Source organism: Oscillatoria sp. FACHB-1407 (genome assembly GCF_014697545.1).
GTDB lineage: Bacteria > Cyanobacteriota > Cyanobacteriia > Elainellales > Elainellaceae > FACHB-1407.
In genome coordinates this window covers 1-20211 of record NZ_JACJSA010000035.1, presented here as the reverse complement: position 1 = coordinate 20211, position 20211 = coordinate 1, and the positions used below count along the sequence as shown (strand labels likewise).

General features: G+C 49.6%; 19 protein-coding genes. 10 read left to right on the top strand and 9 right to left on the bottom strand.

Translation table 11 applies throughout. The features are described from left to right. The first annotated feature begins 13 nt into the window (after positions 1 to 13). From H6G89_RS32085 to H6G89_RS32075, 3 genes are all read left to right on the top strand, one after another. On the top strand, positions 14 to 1141 hold the full coding sequence (locus tag H6G89_RS32085; RefSeq protein WP_190514080.1) for a tetratricopeptide repeat protein: 1128 nt from the start codon (positions 14 to 16) through the stop codon (positions 1139 to 1141). Positions 1142 to 1723: 582 nt separating this feature from the next. Next, positions 1724 to 2563 carry a calcium-binding protein gene (locus tag H6G89_RS36165; RefSeq protein WP_190514079.1) on the top strand — a complete coding sequence of 280 codons (840 nt, stop codon included), beginning with the start codon at positions 1724 to 1726 and terminating at the stop codon, positions 2561 to 2563. 63 nt (positions 2564 to 2626) lie between these two features. Continuing rightward, on the top strand, positions 2627 to 2803 hold the full coding sequence (locus H6G89_RS32075; RefSeq protein WP_190514078.1) for a hypothetical protein: 177 nt from the start codon (positions 2627 to 2629) through the stop codon (positions 2801 to 2803). Between the two features lie 436 nt (positions 2804 to 3239). Here H6G89_RS32075 and H6G89_RS32070 read toward each other — a convergent pair whose 3' ends face one another. Together H6G89_RS32070 and cysS are read right to left on the bottom strand one after the other, a co-directional pair. Then, complete coding sequence (locus H6G89_RS32070) at positions 3240 to 3533, bottom strand: Precorrin-3B methylase (protein WP_190514077.1); 294 nt, start codon at positions 3531 to 3533, stop codon at positions 3240 to 3242. Between the two features lie 4 nt (positions 3534 to 3537). After that, positions 3538 to 5046 carry a cysteine--tRNA ligase gene (gene cysS / locus H6G89_RS32065; RefSeq protein WP_190514076.1) on the bottom strand — a complete coding sequence of 503 codons (1509 nt, stop codon included), beginning with the start codon at positions 5044 to 5046 and terminating at the stop codon, positions 3538 to 3540. A 216-nt stretch (positions 5047 to 5262) separates the two neighbouring features. Between cysS and H6G89_RS32060 the strand changes: the two genes are divergently transcribed. Both H6G89_RS32060 and H6G89_RS32055 read left to right on the top strand, forming a co-directional pair. Continuing rightward, positions 5263 to 6498: a CobW family GTP-binding protein gene (locus H6G89_RS32060; protein ID WP_199337056.1), complete on the top strand. Its 1236-nt coding sequence runs from the start codon at positions 5263 to 5265 to the stop codon at positions 6496 to 6498. 5 nt (positions 6499 to 6503) lie between these two features. Further along, positions 6504 to 7184, top strand: coding sequence for a DUF2259 domain-containing protein (locus H6G89_RS32055; protein ID WP_190514075.1), 681 nt, complete (start codon positions 6504 to 6506; stop codon positions 7182 to 7184). 162 nt (positions 7185 to 7346) lie between these two features. Here the strand turns inward: H6G89_RS32055 and H6G89_RS32050 are convergent, their stop codons facing one another. Beyond that, a complete protein-coding gene (locus H6G89_RS32050) occupies positions 7347 to 7784 on the bottom strand; it encodes a MarR family winged helix-turn-helix transcriptional regulator (RefSeq protein ID WP_199337055.1) in 438 nt (145 codons plus the stop codon). Positions 7785 to 8022: 238 nt separating this feature from the next. Here H6G89_RS32050 and H6G89_RS32045 point away from each other — a divergent pair, with 238 nt between their 5' ends. Together H6G89_RS32045 and H6G89_RS32040 are read left to right on the top strand one after the other, a co-directional pair. Then, complete coding sequence (locus H6G89_RS32045; protein WP_190514073.1) at positions 8023 to 8397, top strand: nuclear transport factor 2 family protein; 375 nt, start codon at positions 8023 to 8025, stop codon at positions 8395 to 8397. Between the two features lie 3 nt (positions 8398 to 8400). After that, positions 8401 to 9102, top strand: coding sequence for a glutathione S-transferase family protein (locus H6G89_RS32040; RefSeq protein ID WP_190514072.1), 702 nt, complete (start codon positions 8401 to 8403; stop codon positions 9100 to 9102). A 60-nt stretch (positions 9103 to 9162) separates the two neighbouring features. On the opposite strand, the gene H6G89_RS32035 is transcribed toward H6G89_RS32040, so the two are convergent. Then, positions 9163 to 10164 (bottom strand): pentapeptide repeat-containing protein, encoded by a 1002-nt coding sequence (locus H6G89_RS32035; protein ID WP_242060219.1) that lies wholly within the window; start codon positions 10162 to 10164, stop codon positions 9163 to 9165. Positions 10165 to 10578: 414 nt separating this feature from the next. Between H6G89_RS32035 and H6G89_RS32030 the strand changes: the two genes are divergently transcribed. After that, positions 10579 to 11847 carry a septal ring lytic transglycosylase RlpA family protein gene (locus H6G89_RS32030; RefSeq protein WP_190514071.1) on the top strand — a complete coding sequence of 423 codons (1269 nt, stop codon included), beginning with the start codon at positions 10579 to 10581 and terminating at the stop codon, positions 11845 to 11847. A 31-nt stretch (positions 11848 to 11878) separates the two neighbouring features. On the opposite strand, the gene H6G89_RS32025 is transcribed toward H6G89_RS32030, so the two are convergent. Both H6G89_RS32025 and H6G89_RS32020 read right to left on the bottom strand, forming a co-directional pair. Beyond that, the gene (locus tag H6G89_RS32025) at positions 11879 to 12517 is read right to left on the bottom strand and encodes a Crp/Fnr family transcriptional regulator (protein WP_190514070.1); all 639 of its coding nucleotides are present in this window, start codon (positions 12515 to 12517) and stop codon (positions 11879 to 11881) included. A 195-nt stretch (positions 12518 to 12712) separates the two neighbouring features. Beyond that, complete coding sequence (locus H6G89_RS32020; RefSeq protein WP_190514069.1) at positions 12713 to 13699, bottom strand: hypothetical protein; 987 nt, start codon at positions 13697 to 13699, stop codon at positions 12713 to 12715. A 296-nt stretch (positions 13700 to 13995) separates the two neighbouring features. Here H6G89_RS32020 and H6G89_RS32015 point away from each other — a divergent pair, with 296 nt between their 5' ends. Continuing rightward, positions 13996 to 14829 carry a DUF3598 family protein gene (locus H6G89_RS32015; RefSeq protein WP_190514068.1) on the top strand — a complete coding sequence of 278 codons (834 nt, stop codon included), beginning with the start codon at positions 13996 to 13998 and terminating at the stop codon, positions 14827 to 14829. A 164-nt stretch (positions 14830 to 14993) separates the two neighbouring features. Here the strand turns inward: H6G89_RS32015 and H6G89_RS32010 are convergent, their stop codons facing one another. The 3 genes from H6G89_RS32010 to H6G89_RS32000 all read right to left on the bottom strand — a co-directional run bounded on the left by H6G89_RS32010 (position 14994) and on the right by H6G89_RS32000 (position 19044). Continuing rightward, positions 14994 to 16631 (bottom strand): acetolactate synthase large subunit, encoded by a 1638-nt coding sequence (locus H6G89_RS32010; RefSeq protein ID WP_206758119.1) that lies wholly within the window; start codon positions 16629 to 16631, stop codon positions 14994 to 14996. Between the two features lie 122 nt (positions 16632 to 16753). Further along, a complete protein-coding gene (locus H6G89_RS32005; protein WP_190514066.1) occupies positions 16754 to 18145 on the bottom strand; it encodes an NAD-dependent succinate-semialdehyde dehydrogenase in 1392 nt (463 codons plus the stop codon). A gap of 293 nt (positions 18146 to 18438) precedes the next feature. Beyond that, positions 18439 to 19044, bottom strand: coding sequence for a Uma2 family endonuclease (locus tag H6G89_RS32000; RefSeq protein ID WP_190514065.1), 606 nt, complete (start codon positions 19042 to 19044; stop codon positions 18439 to 18441). Between the two features lie 62 nt (positions 19045 to 19106). Here H6G89_RS32000 and pgsA point away from each other — a divergent pair, with 62 nt between their 5' ends. Next, positions 19107 to 19634, top strand: a complete 528-nt coding sequence (gene pgsA, locus H6G89_RS31995) for a CDP-diacylglycerol--glycerol-3-phosphate 3-phosphatidyltransferase (RefSeq protein WP_190514064.1) — start codon at positions 19107 to 19109, stop codon at positions 19632 to 19634. Positions 19635 to 20211: the final 577 nt, after the last annotated feature.

The window sequence follows — 20211 nt, the reverse complement described above, 5'->3', positions numbered from 1 at the left end:
TGAAGGCTACATTATGCGGCATATCAGTCTACTGGGAGTGATAGCAGCAAGCTCGCTCCTGTTTTACGGGTTTAATCTGGCTTCAGGAGCGATCGCGCCAGTGCTGGCACAAACCCCAACCGATGCGGCTGGGCAGGTCGAGCAGGCGGCAGACTTATTGGAGTTAGGGATTGACCAGTTCAATCAGGGAGATCCCCAACTTGCGATCGCAACCTGGCAAACGGCTCTGTCGGTCTTTCGGCAACCCAGTCTTCGGACTGCTTTTCCACAGGAGAGCTTGCAGGGTGAGGCGAGAGCACTCAACAGTTTAGGAACTGCCCATCGCAGCCTCGGACAGTTTCAGCAGGCGATCGCTTTTCTAGAGCAAGCCTTGCCGCTCTATCAACAGCTTGGTAATCGTCGCGGCGAAGCCTCTGTACTGGGAAATTTGGGGACAACCTACCGCAATTTGGGGCAATTTCAACAAGCCACCCGCTTCTTTGAGCAGGCCCTGCCGATCTTTCAACAGATTGGCGATCGCCAGGGAGAGGCGGGTGTGTTAACTAGCCTGGGCAACACCTACTATGATCAACGCTACTTTCAACGAGCGATCGAGGCCCATCAACAGGCTCTAACGCTGTATCGACAACTAGGCGATCGTCGGGGAGAGTCAACCGCATTGACAAATTTAGCCGCCGTCTATCTCAACCTGAAACAACCTGAGCAAGCGAGTGAACTATTTCAGCAAGCTCTGTCGGTCGCACAGCAGGCAGGTCATCTGCAAGCAGAAGCCACGATCAGCAGTAATCTCGGCGTGATCTATAGCACTTTGAACCAACCTGAACAGGCAGTAGAGCTGTATCAACGGTCATTGCAGATTTATCGGCAATTGGGCGATCGCCAGGGAGAAGCCGACGTCCTGTATCGCTTAGGAAATCTGACGGTTCAGCAGGATCAGCCGTCCGATGCGCTGCGCTATTACGCTGAGGCAGTCAATATCCTGGAAACGATCCGCAATGACTTGCGGGGGTTACCTGTGCAGCAACAGCGATCGTTTGTGAGTTCTGTTGCGACTACCTATCAAGCCTATGCTGAACTGCTGCAACAACAGGGGCAATCAGCCGAATCTCAGCGCATTCTCGATTTATTACAAGTCCGTTAAAGTTCAAATTGAGGCTAAGTCTCAGCTATTTCTGACTCTTAAAATTAGCTGAGCTTAGAAAGATTGAATTGCAATTTTTTGAGTGATATAACTCAAAATTTGGCGTTGCTGATCTTGGGTATTGAAGAGTCGCGAGCAGGATGCTTGCACGGGTTTAAACGATTCACCTGAAAGGAGTATGAGCGTCTCGCTCACGTCTGTGTCAAAATAATCATCCCTCTATTCAGCAACGCCCAAAATCCTAACTATTCTTTGAGTTCTCAGTGTTGTGAGGAGCCAATTATAGCTTTGCTAAAGTACTACCTGAATTTGCAGAGATTCGGTATTTTAGCTGATCGCTCAACGAAAACATATCCCGTATTTACACGCTAGGAGAACGATGAATTCGTAATAATACGGAACTAAAAAGTTCCCGACTTGGTGTGAACTTTCTTAAAAGAAATGTTCCGTGTTTATGCAGACTCTCTTCATCTAAAAATCAAACAAATTTAATTGATTTTATGAATTTTTATCGATGTTTCTTTAACTAAGAATCGTTAGATTTGAGCAGTCAAATAACCCTGTTTTGTATTGGAGAAACTTATGCGCTCAAGTCGAGATTCACGTCCTTCTCGTCGCCCTGGTCAGGCTCCCCAAGGAACCGATGGCAACGACATTCTCACAGGTGGCATGAAAATTGATGTCATCAGTGGTGGGCTAGGGGATGACACTATCAAAGGTCGTGGCAAAAATGACACTCTGAATGGTGAATTGGGTAACGACACACTGATGGGTGATCAGGGCAACGATCGCCTAGATGGTGGTGAAGGCGATGACAAGCTGTATGGTGGCGTTGGTAACGACAATTTAGTGGGTGGTTTAGGCAACGACCAACTGTTTGGTGGGGCTGGAAAGGATGTGCTCTTTGGTGGTGTAGGAGACGACACCCTCAACGGTGGCACAGGCAGAGATTTTCTCTATGGTGGTGTGGGTAATGACACGCTGTTGGGGGGCCAGGGCAACGATGTGTTGGTTGGCTATGAGGTAGAAGTCCTTGCTGCACCAACTGACCCAGCAGCCCCTCCCGTGCTTCCTACCCCTCAAGTTGACACCCTCACTGGAGGTCGAGGACCAGACAGATTTATTTTGGGCAATCCTGCGACCGGGGGCACGGCTGCCGTGTTCTATAACGTAGCTGGTGATCTTGACTATGCCGTCATCACTGATTTCAGAGTTGAAGATCGCATTCAACTGAGTGGCACTGCTGCCAACTACACGCTCGGTGCGACCTCTGCGACCAGTGCTACTGGAACACCCACCAACCTGCCCGCTGGTGCAGGTATCTATGCATCGGTCAACGGTCAATCTGAACTTGTAGCTGTGTTGGCTGGAGTTGACGCAGCAACGGTGAATCTGACCTCTAATTCCTTTGTGTACGTCTAATTTCGCAACGACTTTGTAAGGACGTTTCCCGAAACGCCCTTACCCTGTCTATCGTTCTAGCTTTTGCGATCGCCCTTTTGGGGAGCTGCTTTGCATCGCCCCTTACCCATCTACCACTACAACGGATGGTGCTATTCCTTTCAGGGCAACTTTAAGGGCGATCGCTTCTCTCGCCTACTAATTCGCAAACCTCGCAAGCAGGCTGAAAACTATCGAACCCAATACTGCAAAAACTATTAGTGTAAAGATCCAGCTTAGGATGGCACCATTAATTCCTCTGCTGACTTCATTACTAATCTTGAAAGTTGTTGATTGGTGCAGGTCTTGCCGCAGGTCTGCAACTTCCCTCCTCAGCATTCGAAGCTCAGCCACAATGGGATCAGAATACTCGTTCGGGTCGATGGGTAGCATAAGAAATCAGATGAGCAAGGCGATGATAATCAATGATTCACTTGAATTAATGAGATTTACGCGATCGCCCGATTAAGTCTTGTTCTAGCCGTTTTGCATTAATCCGAGGACGCTACACCTCATCATAACTTTTCCCGTTAGTTATTCCTTTCAATAGGGAATATTAAATTCAGGTAGATGCTCCTTTTTAAGTTAGTTGTCCCCATCGTTCTGGTGGGGATTTTGTTTTTTGGGCGGTCTCAAGGAAATTAGTAATTCTTAGCTTTTAGTCTTTTGTAAAACGCTGTTTTTTCGGCTTGCCCTTGGCCTTTCCTCCCGGAGGCGTGCGGTGAGCACCAAAATATTTTTCGCTGCGATAGCGAAGCCACACCTTTAGCACCTCCGGAATTTGCTCTTTTTGCTCTTTAGTCAGCGTGTTGTAGAGTTGCAGGGCGCGATCGCGTTCTTTGCGACAGGCGGAGTTGTTGTGGGCATCCCAGTAGCTCCTTGCCACGCGAATGCGGCGACAGACTTCTTTGACGAGTGCTTCTCCGGTGAGTGGAGCATCATCTGGTGCCATTCCTTCACTCCCGAATCCAATCGGTAACGCCACCGGGTTTGTCGATCAGCACGATGCCTTTGGCTTTGAGGTCATCCCGAATGCGATCGCTCTCTGCCCAATTTTTGGCTTTCCGTGCCTCTAGTCGTTGCTGAATCATGGTTCCAATCTCAGCATCAGTAACATCAGAGGGTTTTTCTGGCTGTAACTCATCTGGATTTGCCTCTAAACCCAGAACTTGTGCGAGGACAACCAGAGTTTGCCAGTGCGATCGCAGGGTTTGCGGATCAGCCGTTGTCTTACCCTCATGGCTGAGACGGTTGCCTTCTTTTTGCAGATCTTTGGCTAGTTCAAACAAAACAGCGATCGCCCCAGCGGTATTGATGTCATCGTCCATTGCCGTCTGGAATCGCTTCACCGCATCGCTGTCGTCAGGAATTCGCATATACTCAGAGTTACCAAAGGAGGAGTCGTTGACATCGGTGTAGCCGAGTTGCTGACCGTATTTGTAGCCAAACAGCAGTCCCTCTTTCAGCGTGTTCCAGGCGTTTTGGGCAGAGGCGATCGCTTCATCCGTAAAATCAATCGGCTTGCGATATTGCGCCATTAAGACAAATAGCCTCACTGCCATCGCATCCGGTGCGTTAGGGGCATCCAGCAGATCCCGAATCGTGGTGAAGTTGCCCAGCGATTTGGACATCTTCTCACCACCGACGTTCACCATGCCGTTGTGCAACCAGTACCGCGCCAAAGGATGCCCCGTTGCCGCTTCTGACTGGGCAATTTCGTTTTCGTGATGCGGGAAGACTAAATCGGCTCCCCCCACATGAATGTCGATCGTGTCGGCTAACTTCCCATCAGTGGACTTAAAGCTCTCCTGCACCATCGCCGAGCACTCAATGTGCCACCCCGGACGACCTTCACCCCAGGGCGATTCCCAGAAAGGTTCTCCTGGTTTGGCAGCTTTCCACAGGGCAAAGTCAGAGGGATCTTGTTTCTTCAATGCCTCCGGGTCAGTGTCTACCCGTCCGCTGGCTCCGGCTTGCATGTCGTCTAGCTTGCGTCCCGACAGCTTGCCATATTCGGGAAACTTCCGCACAGCGTAATAGACATCCCCTTCGGCAGGATAGGCAATGCCTTTTTGCTCTAACTCGTGAATGAGTCGCTTGATGCCATCCAGGGTGTACGTGGCTCTGGGATACTCATCGGCTTCTCGAATGTTGAGTCGCGCCATGTCCTCAAAGTAAGCCTGAATAAACTTTTCTGACACCGCTTGCATGGAGGAGCCTTCCTGTTGTGCCCGCTTCAGGATCTTGTCGTCGATATCGGTGAAATTTTGCACATATCGCACATCAAACCCACGCCACTGCAAGTAACGCCGCACTGTATCCCAGACGATGTACGATCGCGCATGACCCAAATGGCAATAGTCATAGACCGTTACACCACAGCAATACATCTTTACCTTGCCCGGTTCTAGCGGCTCAAAGGGTTCCTTGTGGCGGATGAGGCTGTTGTAGAAGGTCAGGGACATGATAAGAGGCGATCGCTAATGAATAAAGTGAATCGGAAAGATAGGGAGTCGAAAACTATTCCCCAGCCTAACCTTAAATAGATACGCAATAATGGAGTAGCTTCATCTACTATGGCAATTATTCTGGACTCCTTGGCTGAAATGTTGGCAAGGTTCCTGAAACTCATTGCTTTTGAAATGTAACCTTACACTCTCTGACATTTTATTTATTGCACTATGCCGTCAGCCGTCACTCCCGCTCAATCTGAAACGATGAATGACCTCAAGCGAGGTCTGCCAGTCACCATCATTACAGGATTTCTTGGCAGTGGCAAAACGACCCTGCTGAACCACATCCTGACCAATCAGGAGGGTCTGAAGACCGCCGTTCTGGTGAATGAGTTTGGCGAGATTGGTATTGACAACGAATTGATTGTCGATACGGGAGATGACAACAACATGGTGGAACTCAGTAACGGCTGTATCTGTTGCACCATCAATAACGACTTGCTGGAAGCGGTCTACAAAGTTTTAGAACGGCAAGACAAGATTGACTACCTGGTGGTTGAAACCACAGGTTTAGCTGATCCCCTTCCGGTGGCATTAACCTTTTTGGGAACTGAATTGCGGGATTTAACCCGGTTAGATTCGATCGTGACGGTGGTTGACTCTGCCAACTACAGCCTTGATTTGTTTAATAGCCAGGCAGCCTTGAACCAGATTGTTTACGGCGACATCATTCTGCTGAACAAAGCCGACCTGGTGGATGAAGCCGATTTGGATCTGCTCGAAGTCAAGGTACGCGACACGATTAAGCAAGTGCGTGGAACGACAACTGATGAGGCTCGGATTCTCCGTACGACTAAATCTCAGGTGCCACTGCCGCTGATCTTGAGCGTGGGCTTGTTTGATGCCAGCAACTACTTTGATGAAGGTGCGAAGGGGCATGATCACGACCATCACGATCATGACCATCACGGTCATGACCACGATCATCATGCTCACAGCCACCACGATCACGACCATGAGCATCACCATGACCACGATCACCATGACCACTCTGCCTGCGATCACGATCATGGCCACTGCACTCATGACCACGATCATGACCACCATCATTCCAACCATTTAGAGATTGATGGATTTACATCGGTGTCCTTCCAGAGCGATCGCCCCTTTGCCATTCGTAAGTTCCAATACTTCCTCGACAACCAATTGCCAGCGAATGTGTTCCGGGCGAAGGGAATTCTCTGGTTTGACGAGAGCCGCAACGATGATGGCTCCCCCCGTCGCCACATTTTCCACCTCAGCGGCAGACGCTTCACTCTAGACGACAGTGAGTGGAAGAGTGCACCCAAAAACCAACTGGTGCTGATTGGGCAAAACCTGGATCATGATGCCATTAAGGAACAACTCCAGGCGTGTGTTTGCGTTCCTAGCACGAACCGGGGCAGAGGATTCGGTAAAAAATAGGCGTTATGCAATACCGCCGTTGGTTAGCGTTATCGGTGGCGATCGCCCTGATTGTTCTTGCCACTCCAGGGCTAGCAACCACCATTAGATCGACTCGCCGTATGGCAGGGTTCTCCAGTGACAGCCAGTACTATGTCTACCTGGAAACCTCACGCAATTTGGGTTCCGGCATCCCCAAAGCCGTGTTGCAGGTGATCGACATCGCCGATAGCACCTGCGTTGCCGGGGGATGTCTGGAGACTCGCTATGGTGAGTCTGACTCCAATCTAAGCGTCCGCGATGCGGAAACGGATTTGCTGCAACAGACCTGGACATTGCGGCAAGAGTTGGGGCTAACTCCCCCGGTTGCTGGGATTCCCCTGACGATCGCCTCTCGTTCTCGTACGGCAGATGGCACAGAAACCGTGAATGTCAACCTGGGCGATCGCCGTTCAGTGCGGTTGGTGTTGCAACAACGGGCTGAACCCAGTCGGGCTGCCTTTCGCCTAGAGGCGCAGTATGCCGGACAACGGCGATCGCTCGGCTCCCTCAGTCGCTTCCTCAACGGCATCTTGCGTTATTCCATCCGAGAAGTCTACGCCTCTCCCGATGAAGACAGCATTGTGGTGTTGCTAACAGCCATGCGTCCTGCATTTGAAGGCACCTTGGAGACAACCTTAGTGCAGAGTTTTGAGTTGAGACGGTGAGGGGAAGAGAGAAGAAAGAAGAGAGAAAAAAGCAGAAAGAAGAGCAATAAAGGATAAAGGCTGAAGGATAAAGGATAAAAAGGAGCTTTACTCCCTCACTCCCCTACTCCTCCACACCCCTCTGCACTCTACACCCCACACCCTACACCCTACACCCAACCCCTAATCTGCCACACCTAACAATCGCTGAAAGATAACCTGCAACGTTTTTACCTCGTCGTCGTTAAGGTGAGAGGCGAAATAGTCAGCAATGCCTTCGCTGTAAACGACCCACATCTGTTGCTGCATCGTTAATCCGGTTTCGGTGAGGATCGCAAAAGTTCCTCGGCGATCGCTGGGGCAGGGTTCTCGGCGCAATAGCTCGGCTTTTTCCAGGCGATCGACCAGTCGGGTCAGATTGCTGCGGCTCAATAAGACGCGCTCGGCTAGTTCACTCAGTCGCAAACGATAACCCTCGGCTTCTTTCAGGGCAAACAGCACGTCATACCACTCCAGAGGTGGCAGCTTTGCTGCGGTCAGGTTTTGCTCAATGCGAGCGATCAGGCGAGTGTGAGCGGTCAAAAACAATCGCCAGGTTGAGTTACGTAAAGGATCTAGCACCAATCTCCAAAAGTAGAACGACAGAAGGATTAGGGGCGGTTCGTGAATCACCCTTACAGATGTATGAATGTGTAGCCCAGGTTTTGAGAGACGGTACCAGTCAGGCTTGGACTCTGTATTCATCAGTATCGGAGAAAGTAGTTGCACTTTCAACTAAATGCTGTTAATTTAATTTTAGTTGCAATTGCAATTAGTTTATATGCAATTATCTTAGTCGCAACAAATGGAGGAATGAGCAATGACGACGGAACTACAACCTACCACTGAGCTAAAAGCGATATTTGCTGACATCCAGCAACTCATCGCGCAGGGGCAGGTGATGCAGATTTTCGAGAAATATTATGGTGATGATGTCGTGATGCAAGAAAATGAGGCTCCTGCAACCGTGGGAAAAGTGGCAAATCGGGCACGAGAAGAAGCCTTTTTCGCGAATCTGGTTGAGTTTCGGGCGGCAGAACTGAAAAATGTCGCCTTTGGTGAGAATGTCATCATCTCAGAGTGGTTTTTAGATTACACCCACGCTGAATGGGGCAAACGCACCTATTACCAGGTTTCAGTGCAGCAATGGAAGGATGGCAAAGTGGTTCATGAGCGTTTTTATTACGGAGCGTGAACCATGGCTACTAAATTGCCCATGCTGAAACTGATCAGTTTTCACCTCTGTCCCTATGTGCAGCGTTCAATTATCACCTTGACAGAGAAACAAATTCCTCACGAACGAGAATACATTGACCTATCAAACAAACCCGATTGGTTCCTAAAGATTTCTCCGTTGGGTAAAGTACCGCTTTTATTAGTCGATAACGAAGTGTTGTTTGAATCGGCTGTGATTTGCGAATATCTGGATGAAATAACACCCGGATCATTGCATCCTGCTGATCCACTGCTAAAAGCAAAACATCGATCGTGGATTGAATTTGGCTCCAATATTCTATCTAAAATTGCAGGATTTTATGCTGCAAAAGATGAAGATAGTTTTGCAGCAAAACGTCAGGATTTGATTGCCAGTTTTGAGATATTAGAAACGCAGTTAAATGCTGAGCCTTACTTTGTAGGAGAGAAGTTTTCCCTGATTGATGCCGTTTATGCTCCAGTGTTTCGCTACTTTGTAGCCTTTGAGCAGTATCAGAATTTTGGCTTTTTTACCCACACGCCTAAAGTCAACGCTTGGCGCGAAGCACTTCTCCAAAGACCTTCGGTACAAAATGCAGTTTCCGATGATTACTTTGAACGGTTGGATGACTTTTTTCGCCGAAGAGACAGCGTTTTATCAAATTTAATCAAACAGGCAAATGACACAGTTCTAGTAGCGAATTGATGGCTATTTCTGAAGCTAAAAAACACTAGAAACTGGGCGATCGCTTCTATTAATTTCCTGTCAGGAATGCACTTTGCCATCGGGCATAATGGCTCCGGTAAAAACAACAGCTTGTTGTTTCGCTTCGTCCAGTGCACCACCCCGCAAACTGGCTTTGGTTAAGTTTGCCTGCTGTAAGTTAGTTCCGATCAACTTCGCCCCCCACAAATAAGCTTCTCTCAAGCAAGCCCGGTTGAAGTTTGCCTTGAACAGGTTAGCTGAATTGAGTGCGGCTCCAGTCAGGTCTGCCTCACTGAAATCGGCTTGACCCAGGTTGGCTTGACTGAGATTTGCAGCACTGAGATCCGATCGCCTCAAATCTGCTGCACTCAAATCTGCTGCGTGCAAGTTCGATCGCATCAAATACGCCACTCGCAGTTGGGTGTGACTCAAGTTAGCGGCGGTGAGATTGGCAGATGTGAGGTTTGCGCCACTGAGCCTGGCACCACTCAAATTCACGCCATCCAGGTCAACTCCTTGCAAGTCAACGCCATTCAGGAATGCGTCACTGAGTTTGACCCCAATCAGCGAAGCTCCATCCAGTTGAGCACCGCTTAATCTGGCTCCACTGAGATTTGCCCAGTTGAGGTTAGCCCCGGTCAGATCTGCCGATCGCAAGTTAATGCCTCGCAAATCAGCCCCACACAGGTTAACTCCGGCTAAATTTGCCGATCGCATGTTGACTCCAGTCAAAATAGCACCGCTTAACCGTGCTTCTCGCAGATCTGCACCGACTAATGTTGCGCCTTTGAGGTTAGCTTTAGTCAGATCCGCGCCACTTAAGTTAGCGCGGTTCAGCTTGGCGTAACTCAAGTTAGCCGAGTATAAAGATGCATTCCTGAGATTGGTCTGTATCAAAACGGCACGGGTTAAGTCTACAGAATTGAGGATTGCTCTGGTCAGATCTGCGGCGGTTAAGTCAACCCGTTCCAACGAAATGCCTGTTAAATTAACGGCTACAAAATTTCGTTGCCCAGCAGCATAGCACTTCCGCAAATTGTCACGATCTATCGCACTCATCATAGTCAGTCTCCTAATGCTAAAGCAAACACTGGAGAGTTGTTTGCAGACTGATTTCAGGGCATATCCCTGGGACTTAAATGGTTGGAACTTGCCGAGTTCAGGGATGGTTTAGACGCCCAGGGTTACAGGATCGATTGCCCCTTCAATTTCATATCGTACCTTTGCGATCGCGAAATGCCGATCGCAAAGGTACGTAAAACCCGATCGTTGCCTCCATCGATCAGGTTAATTTTTGCGTACGTTTGCGATTTTATTCTACAGTCGCGTCCAATTACCGTAAGGGTTACACCGCAAAAAGATAACCTCTTTCAAATAAATAATCATTCTTAGAGAGGATACAACCGATTTTAAAATCTGTATGATGGGATACTGTTGAAATTTTTTTAACGCATCTACAACAAAATCTGTCACTTTATGAACTTTATTGGACTGATCTGGCTTGCTTCCTACGTCAGCAGTTTTTTTTCATCCCATAACATCCTGAAAACGTCTGAATCCATCGTCAGATTTTTTTCGAGCAAAGTACAACCCGTTCAAGCATCTACGAATTCACCAACCGCCGTTGCCTCTGGTGTTGCGCCCGATCTGTCCCTAGCGTCAACGCTGTCCTCATTGCCTCTCAATCGCAGTAGCCGCACCCAGATTCCACTCATTCAGTCATTCCTGCAACCCTTTTCCTGGTTACCCTTTTCAGAAGGAGCGACACTTCGATTGGATTGGACTCGCCCTTTTACCAGTCATACCGGGAACACAACTCGTTTTACCCCGATGTTGGGTGTCTTTCCATTCACAAATTCATCGGGAGAAGCCTCTGGACAAATGACCCGTTTGGTAGCGAATCTGTCGCGTTGGTCACACAAGGTTGGTCAAGCGATGCCCCTTGTGCCCGCTGTGGTTGTCACGACGCGCCCCTCCGGAAAACCCCTGGAAACGCTAGACAGCAGCATTCAGCAATGTTTGCCAGCGCACGCAAAAGGATTTAGTCCAGCTGAAACCTTTTTTCAGGTCCGGGTGCAGGGACAAGTGGTAGCAGAGTTGCCCTCCCAAACACAGGCAAATGCCATCGCGCAACGGTTAAAACGGGTGTTGCGTCAACCGGAGTTTGAACCGACTAGTTTGAAACCAGCGATCGCCAATGATGCTTTTTTGGGCAAAGCAGGGAGTGAAGTACTCTTTACGATTGACTCTGACCTGGAGCGATCGCTGCACCGCAATGGTGACTTGATTGCGATTGACTGGATTAACAATTTGCGGACGGCTTTAGATGCACCTACATTGAGCTTGACTGAGGCGCAGACTCACATATATGGATTGGTACAAACCGGGCAGACTCTCAGCGGCACAGCTTCCTGGTATGGTCCCTACTTTCACGGCCGTCTAACCGCAGCAGGTGAAACCTTTAACCAGCACGAGTTTACCGCTGCCCACCCGTCTTTACCCTTTGATACCTATCTAAAGGTGACAAACTTAAGGAATGGCAACACCGTGATCGTTCGCGTCAATGACCGGGGTCCCTATGTGGGAGAGCGATCGCTTGATTTGTCTCGTCTCGCGGCTCGGTGTCTGGGGAGTGAACAAGCTGGGGTAGTGCCCTATGAAGCGGTTGTTCTAGAACCGGGAATCCCCTCCGACGAACCCAAGGACGCTCAACCTAGCACTGGGGCGATCGCTCGTCAGCCTTAAGCTGGAGGAGTCAACGGGAGTCAGCTACCTGTTAGATTGCCATCTTGCTGTGAGCAGGGATGATAATGTACCGATTGCGGTCAATTTGTAGCCATCCCTCTTCACGCAGTTGGTTGATCAGGCGGGTTACGGTGACGCGAGTCGTGCCAATTGCATTGGCTAATTGCTGATGAGTCAGGCGAACTCCTAATCGGGTTCCATCGGGTACGGGATGCCCGACTTCTTCTTGCAATAACAGCAGTAAATGCCGGAGCCGTTCCTCGACTCGGCGGTAGCCCACCATCGCCAAGATCGCCTCGGTTTGGCGGAGGCGGCGAGTCAAGTGGCGGAAGATACCCTGCGCCAACATGGGGGATTGCTCAACCTCAGCCATACTGAGTCGCATCAGGTCTACGTCGGATAAGGCGATCGCTTGATAGGGACGGATGAGGGTCAACGGTAACCCAAACGGCATTGAAGGGCAGGCAAGTCCGAGCAAAGCCTCGTCGCCTGTGTCGTAGAGGGTTCCCAGTTGCACCACTCCCCGGCAGACAACCCAAATTTCATGGGGCAACATCTCAATCGGTTGACCACTCGAAAATGGGTACAAACTTCTGCCCTGATAAAGCTCTTCTAAGAGTTGACGCAAGTCGGGTTGAGAAGCGGCGTCTAGAGCGAAGGAGTGAGGCATACAGACAACCCAGATAAGTTCTGCTTTTAACCGTAAAGCGTTGAGCTAAAGGGAAGGTAATTTTTAGATTGAGAATCGGTAATTTTAAGGTTGGCAAAAGGTTAAGGTCTGAAGGCAAGGCGGATCTGGTAGAGACGTTTCGCACAACGCTCTGACACAGAGGTAACGATGTAGCCCACCTTAAGAGAAACGGTGTTAGCGCGGAATTTGTGGAATTGGAGTCGGTTGACGTGGTCGCTCTAGCCGAAGCGTGCCACCGTTGCTATCTGTGCGGTATGCCCAGCGTTGTCCTGTCTCGCTCTCAATCACGACACGCCACCCTGGTACGATCGCCTGGGTGCAAAATTCTCCAGCTTCGGGTAACCCCAAACACCCATCTGACCATTCCCTGGGTTCATACTGAATGATGCGAACGCTATCAGTGGTGCGAGTTCGCACGTCCTGCATCACGAGTTGGGAGACAATGCCGGGTAGACCTACGTCAGTGGTTTGAGCTTCCGGACGGACTACAGTACCCGCAAAGTCAGTGCGATAGATCCAAACTTGTTGCTCAACCTCAACGCCAATCAGCCATCCGGGGGTGAGTACGGCGGTACAGATCACCTCCGGGTTCGATAAGCCCAAACAGCTATCTGACCAGTTACGCTCTTGTGCCCACAGCAGGCGAATGGTAGATACGGAGAGTCGCGATCGCCGCTGAGCATCTTGAACAACGGCACTAAATACCTCATCGGGCAGGTTAACATTCGTCATATTGTTACCCTGTTCCTCTAGGCGCAATCGACGACCACTGCGATCGCTGCGATAAGTCCAGTTGCGTTGACCATTGGTGACGACAACCCGCCATCCCTGAATCGTCTCCTGACGACACTGATCTAGAGGGGTGCCTAAACCTAAACAACTGTCTGCCCACACCTGTTGGGTATAACTGACAATGCTGATATCGCGACGGCGAACATTGAGAAATCGAGATAAGGCGCGGCGGACTCGACTAGAAACTGAACCGGGTAGTCGAGGGCCAACCTGAGCTTGTTTGAGGTGAGTTTCTGTGGCAGTGTTGTTGGATGGAAGGGCGATCGCATTATGGGGGGCGATCGGGCTACTTCCTAACATCAAAGCACCCGTTATCCAGGTGGCACACAAACATTTGCGAAATACGCGACTTTGAAACACACTACGCATCGATTGAGCTATCTCCTCAAAACCATCCCTCTGTTTTAGCTTGAAGTTGTCCCGGTGAAGACAATAATAGACATAGATTCAAATAATACCGATTTAAAGAGTTTTGTAGGTAAATCAGGTTAGAAAGGGGTTTGGCATGGCTAAATCCATACAAGCATTTGTCGTATAGCCGGAGCCATATTCAATGGGGCAGAGGCGAGTCAGGAAGCTTTCCCAGCAGAAGGGTTTGAGCCATTGCCTTTGCCTTAAGCTTTCTGACCAAAGCTATAGTTTCAATTCAAATTGGTAGAACAAGCATGACGAATAGTGGTACTTCACAATGGGATAACTTGCTTCGCAATTTAGGGGCATGGGAAGGTTCGTTTACTCGCCTGTCGCCACAAGGGCAGGTAATTGAGAATATTCCAACCATCGTGACGCTTGCTGGAATAGATAACAACCAAACTGTGCGTCAAACGTTGCAATATTATTCACCTATTACTCAAGAACTGACTCAAGAAAAAGTTTTAGAGTACAGCAGTTTGGGTCGTGGTGTATTGGTATTTGAGGATGGAGCGTTTTCGCAAGGGTCGCTGCAATTTAGCCCTGTTGCAGAGTTTGGAGCAGAGCTAGGCTTTATTTGGAAAGACCGTCGGATGCGATTGGTGGAGTTGTTTGACAGTGGAGAACTGTCAAGTTTGACACTCATTCGGGAACAACTCCAGGGCAGTTCGACTGCTGAACGTCCTCCCCTAACTGTGCAGCAATTAGTCGGCACCTGGCAAGGCGAAGCCGTCACCCTGCATCCCGATTGGCGTCCACCCGATCGCTTTCTGACCACCCTCGCCATTTCACAGGAGGGAGATTACCTGCATCAACAACTCACAACGCCGCATTTTCAGCTATCGTCATCAGCGAGAATTAGTGATTCAAGGCTGTTGTTTGACCAGGGTATTTATCCCAGTCAGGTGGTGCTCCTGCCCGATGGAGCATCTGCGAATACGCCTCTCAGCATTCCTAGAGGCAGGCCCTTTTTGTTAGAGGCAGGCTGGATGATGAGCGATCGCCGACGACAGCGAATGATCCGCAGTTATGACGCGAAAGGAGCCTGGAGCAGTTTGACCCTGGTAACAGAACAAAAAGAAGGATGAAGGAGTGAAGGGGTGAGGGGGTAGAGGAGTAGAGGGAAGAGGGAAAAAAGAAGGATAAAGGATGAAAGGGACAACTGGTAGATGAGTGATGGGGTGATAGAGTAATTCACGCCCTACACCCCACACCCCACACCCTACTCCCTTACCCCTCTACTCCCTTACCTTCAGATGGCGCAACTCAGATCGCCTGCCCGTTTGCTAAAGCGGAGGTTCTCGCGATAATCGACGGGACAATCGATCACAGCGGGAACATCTTGAGCCAGTGCGGCTTTGAGGGTGGGAATCAAATCGGTGGCAGATTCAACGCGGTAACCCTTCAGCCCCATGCTCTCAGCAAATTTGACAAAGTCGGGATTGCTAAAGCGAATGAAAGCAGATTCACCGAAGTGGTTGATCTGTTTCCATTCAATCAACCCGTAGCCACCATCGTTAAAGATGATCGTGACAAACGGTGTGCCGATTCGCAGGGCCGTTTCTAGCTCTTGTGAATTCATCATAAAGCCGCCATCTCCCGTCACCGCAACGACTTTGCGCTGAGGAGCAACTAACTTGGCAGCGATCGCCCCCGGAATAGCGATCCCCATAGCAGCGAACCCGTTGGAGATGATGCAGGTGTTGGGGCGATCGCAGTGATAGTGCCGTGCCATCCACATTTTGTGAGCACCCACATCAGAAATCACGATGTCTTCCGGTCCCATGACTTGCCGCAGGTCATAGATCAGCTTTTGGGGCTTGATGGGGAAACCATCATCGGTGGCATATTCCTCATAGTCGGCGCGAATTTCGGCTCGCAGTTCTACTGCATAGGGATTCGGTTTTCCGGTGCGATCGGCACGTTTCAAGATTTCTTCGAGGGAGTCTGAGATGTCCCCCACCACTTCTGCCAGGGGAATGTAGCTGCTGTCTACCTCAGCGGGTGTGGCATCAATGTGAATGATTGAAGTGGTGCCATCTGGGTTCCAACGTTTGGGCGAATATTCAATCAGGTCATAGCCGACGCAAATCACCAAATCCGTATTGTCAAATCCACAGCTGATGTGGTCACGTTGTTGCAAGCCCACTGCCCACAATGCCAGGGGATGGGTATAGGGAATTACGCCTTTGCCCATGAAGGTATTGGCAACGGGGATGTTGAGTCGAGTCGCAAACTCGGTTAAAGCGTCGCTGGCACGCGCTCGAATGGCACCATTTCCCACCAAAATCAGAGGGTTTTTAGCATTAGAAATAGCGATCGCTGCTCGCTCGATACTTTGGAATGAGGCATAGACTCGTTCGCGGGAATCAGTTCTCAGTGGCTTACCCACTACTGGCATGGCAGCAATGTTTTCAGGCAGATCGATGTGAACCGCGCCGGGTTTCTCGCTCTGAGCCAGTTTGAAGGCTTTGCGGACAATTTCAGAGGTATTGCTGGGGCGAACAATCTGCGTATTCCACTTGGTCACAGGCGCAAACATCGCCACCAAATCTAGATATTGGTGGGACTCGATATGCATGCGATCGGTGCCAACCTGCCCAGTGATGGCAACCAGTGGAGCGCAATCGAGGTTAGCATCGGCAACCCCCGTCATTAAGTTGGTGGCTCCTGGTCCTAAGGTTGAGAGGCAAACACCTGCCTTGCCTGTCAACCGTCCGTACACATCTGCCATGAAGGCTGCCCCTTGTTCATGACGGGTTGTGATGAATTGAATGGAGGATTGCCGCAACGCTTGTAGAACGTGGAGATTTTCTTCTCCGGGCAATCCAAAAACATACTCAACTCCTTCATTTTCCAGGCATTGAACCAAAAGTTCAGCCGTGTTCATGTCAGTCATATGGTTTAACCTCTCTTTAAGATTTAAAGTTGCCAGATCAATCTCCTGCGCTGATGATGGGTTTTGAAGGGTTTCCGTAGGTTATCCCTCAGCCCATGCCAGCAGCACGGTGATTACTTCACCCAAATCGTTTTGATGTTGACGAACTCGTAGATGCCTGGTCTGCCCAACTCTCTGCCGTAGCCCGATCGCTTGATGCCACCAAAGGGCAAGCGGGGATCAGATTTCACCATGCCGTTGATAAAGACGGAACCTGCCTCCAGGTCAGCCATGAGGCGATCGCCTTCTTCGGGAACGGTTGTCCAGGCACTCGCGCCCAAACCAAAGGGAACATTGTTTGCCAGGGCGATCGCGGCGTCCAGATCAGGGACACGAAACAGCATCGCCACAGGACCAAAGAACTCTTCCTGCGCGATCGGCGCATCGGGGGAAATCTCCGCCAGAATCGTGGGTGGATAGAAGTTGCCCTGTTGCAATTTTCCTTCTACGGTTGGGGCGATCGCTTGCGTGTTACCACCAATCAGCACTTTGGCACCTTGCTCAACCGCCATCGTGACTTGATGTTGCAAGTCTTTGAGGATGCCGGGAGTGGCGAGGGGGCCAATCTCCGTTTGGGGGTCGAGTGGGTCGCCCACCTTCAGGGCAGCGTATCGGGCAACCAGCTTTTGAGTGAATTGGTCGGCGATCGCCTCGTGTACAATAAACCGTTTGGCGGCAATGCACGATTGCCCATTGTTGATCATGCGGGCGGTGACGGCGGTTGTGACAGCGGTTTCTAAATCAGCACTGTCCATCACGATGAAGGGGTCGCTGCCGCCCAACTCCAACACGGTCTTTTTCAAGTGTTTCCCGGCATGGGTAGCGAGGCTGATGCCTGCGGGTTCGCTGCCTGTGAGCGTAGCAGCTTTAACGCGATCGTCTGCTACAATCTGCGCTACCTTATCTGCCCCAACGAGCAGCGTTTGAAAGACTCCTTCTGGAAATCCGGCTTGGCGAAACACCTCTTCGATCGCCAAGGCACACTGCGGCACATTCGAGGCGTGTTTCAACACACCCACATTCCCTGCCATCAAGCCCGGTGCGGCAAAACGAAACACCTGCCAGAAGGGAAAATTCCACGGCATCACCGCCAGTACGATGCCTAAGGGTTGATATCGAATAAAACTGCGACTGGCATCGGTTTCGATCGCGTCATCTGCCAGAAACTCGGCGGCATTCTCGGCGTAATAGCGACAAACCCAGGCTGATTTTTCAACCTCGGCGATCGCCGCTGCAATCGGTTTGCCCATTTCAACCGTCATCAGCTTGCCAAATTCTGTTTTGCGGTCAATCAAAATTTGGGCGGCAGCACTCATCCACTGGCTGCGCTGTTGCAGGGGAATCAGTCGATAGTGTTCAAAGGCTTGTTGTGCGGCGTCTAGCTTGAGCGTAATGGCTTCATCAGTCAATGGCTCAAATTCTTGAACAATGTCCCCTGTTGCCGGATTAATCGTGGCGATCGCCATCCTTTAACCTCCTCTTTAACCGGGGTAGTCCTCCTGTTCTAACACCGTTTTACTGACGCAAAGCACCACATAGGATACAGATTCAGGCCTTGAGAGTGTTACGTCTTGCAACGTTTCACCTCTAAGTTGAAACATGAGTGCTACTGAGTCAGTTTCTGGTGGTTTAAATGGCGTTGTGACTACCCAAAACTCTTCTATTTCTAGTGTTCCAAGAAAATATTGTGTCCGGGTTGACAGTAGGAGGGAATCTTGAGGAAACTTATCAGTCCGTTACGTTCTCTAGCAGCCTAAATTTAAGGTTGGCGATCGCCCCGAATCACTTGCTCAAATTCCTGCACAGCATCGTACTGATCGGGATACGCCAGATAGTGCAGAAGCAAATTTAAGTCTAAATCAGGAAAAAACTGACTCCGAGAAGTCTCCTCATAGGTTTCATTTTGCAACTGAAATACTTTTAATTGATCTGTTCGCCAGAACCAAACCTCTGGTACTCGCATAGGTTCGTATAGCTTACGGCGATTGAGTGTTCCGCTGGTGACAATCACCTCAATCACGATATCGGGAACGTCGCCTGATTGACCAATACTGTAAGACTCGTCAGGGGTTCCTGAGGCATATCCTTCTGCCTCCAGGGTAAAACCACCACGCTTGTAAAAGCGGATACTCTTCTCTCTCATATACGCTTCTAACAACAAGCTAAGCGTACTTTTAATTTTTTCGTGCTGCTCCCCGATCGGTGACATAATCTCTAAAACTCCATTCAGATAGGAGAGTTTGACCTCTCGGTGATCTTGCAACTGAACCGCGATCGCCTTGAACTGCTCCCACGTCACACCTTGCAAAATCAATACCTTCTCTTCGGTAATCTGATGATTGGGTTGTTCTAATTCAACCTGCATAGGGTTTTCTCAACTCGTATTACCCCTCATCATAAAAGGATTGCCTTCATTCGCCCTATCTTATGAATCTACCGACCTGGATCACCGTTTCACGCTTGCTGGGAGTGCCTATTCTCCTCTATTTGCTCTATCAACCGACTGAGCAGAGCCGCTGGATTGCTTTGAGTATATTTCTGATTTCAGCGGGCACCGATTGGTTAGATGGCTATCTGGCACGTCGCTTAAATCAGGTCACGGACTTAGGGAAATTTCTAGATCCACTGGTGGACAAGTTGTTGGTGTTGGCTCCTTTACTGGTGTTAATCGAATTGGGGCAGGTGCCTGCCTGGGGGGTGTTTTTGATTCTGGGACGGGAGTTAGCGATCGCAGGTTGGCGGGTCAATCAGCCCAAAATCTCAGGCGCGAATATCTGGGGCAAACTCAAAACCGTGTCACAGATTGGGGCGATCGCGTTGTTAATTGCGCCACTGTCAAACACATGGCAACTATCTGCTGCGATCGCATTTTGGCTCGCGGTTGCCCTAACCCTGATTTCGGGAGCCATCTACTTGTTACCTGCACCAACCCAAGACGATGCGGCAAAACTGTAATGGCATTCAATGTGTGTTATTGGGTTAGGAAGAAGTAGGGATCGGTTTCTACGGAAACTCAGTCGATCAGTGCCAATTTTCTGTGAAGTCAACTCTCAAAACAGGCTTCACCAGGTTGTTCCATATAGATGAAGCAAGGCAAAGCTACAGGTAACCAATATTAAAAGAATGATGAAGGAAATCATTCGCAGAAGTTGGTGAAATCTGAAGGATTGTTGGAAGGTGATTCTTAATGAGGCGATGATTCCTGGATTTCGAGAGCCTGTTTGTTGGAAATCAATTTCGATGTAACGACAAGAATAGATAAAGATAGATGCTGAATATTGGCATCTATCTAGTGACATAGTTATAACTGAAGAATCAATTCCGTACTACTTGTCAGTTAAAATACATCAGGGCAATAGTTAATACGGCATAGCAACGAAATCAAGTTAGATTTCATTAAACAATTTTGCAGTGCAAATAGCGTGGATTAGGGGATTGTAAATTAGATTGTGTCAAAGGTCAGAAATGAGATCTAATGAACTACTAGACCCGAGACACTCGTACTATGACTTTTCGACCTGAACTCCTCGAT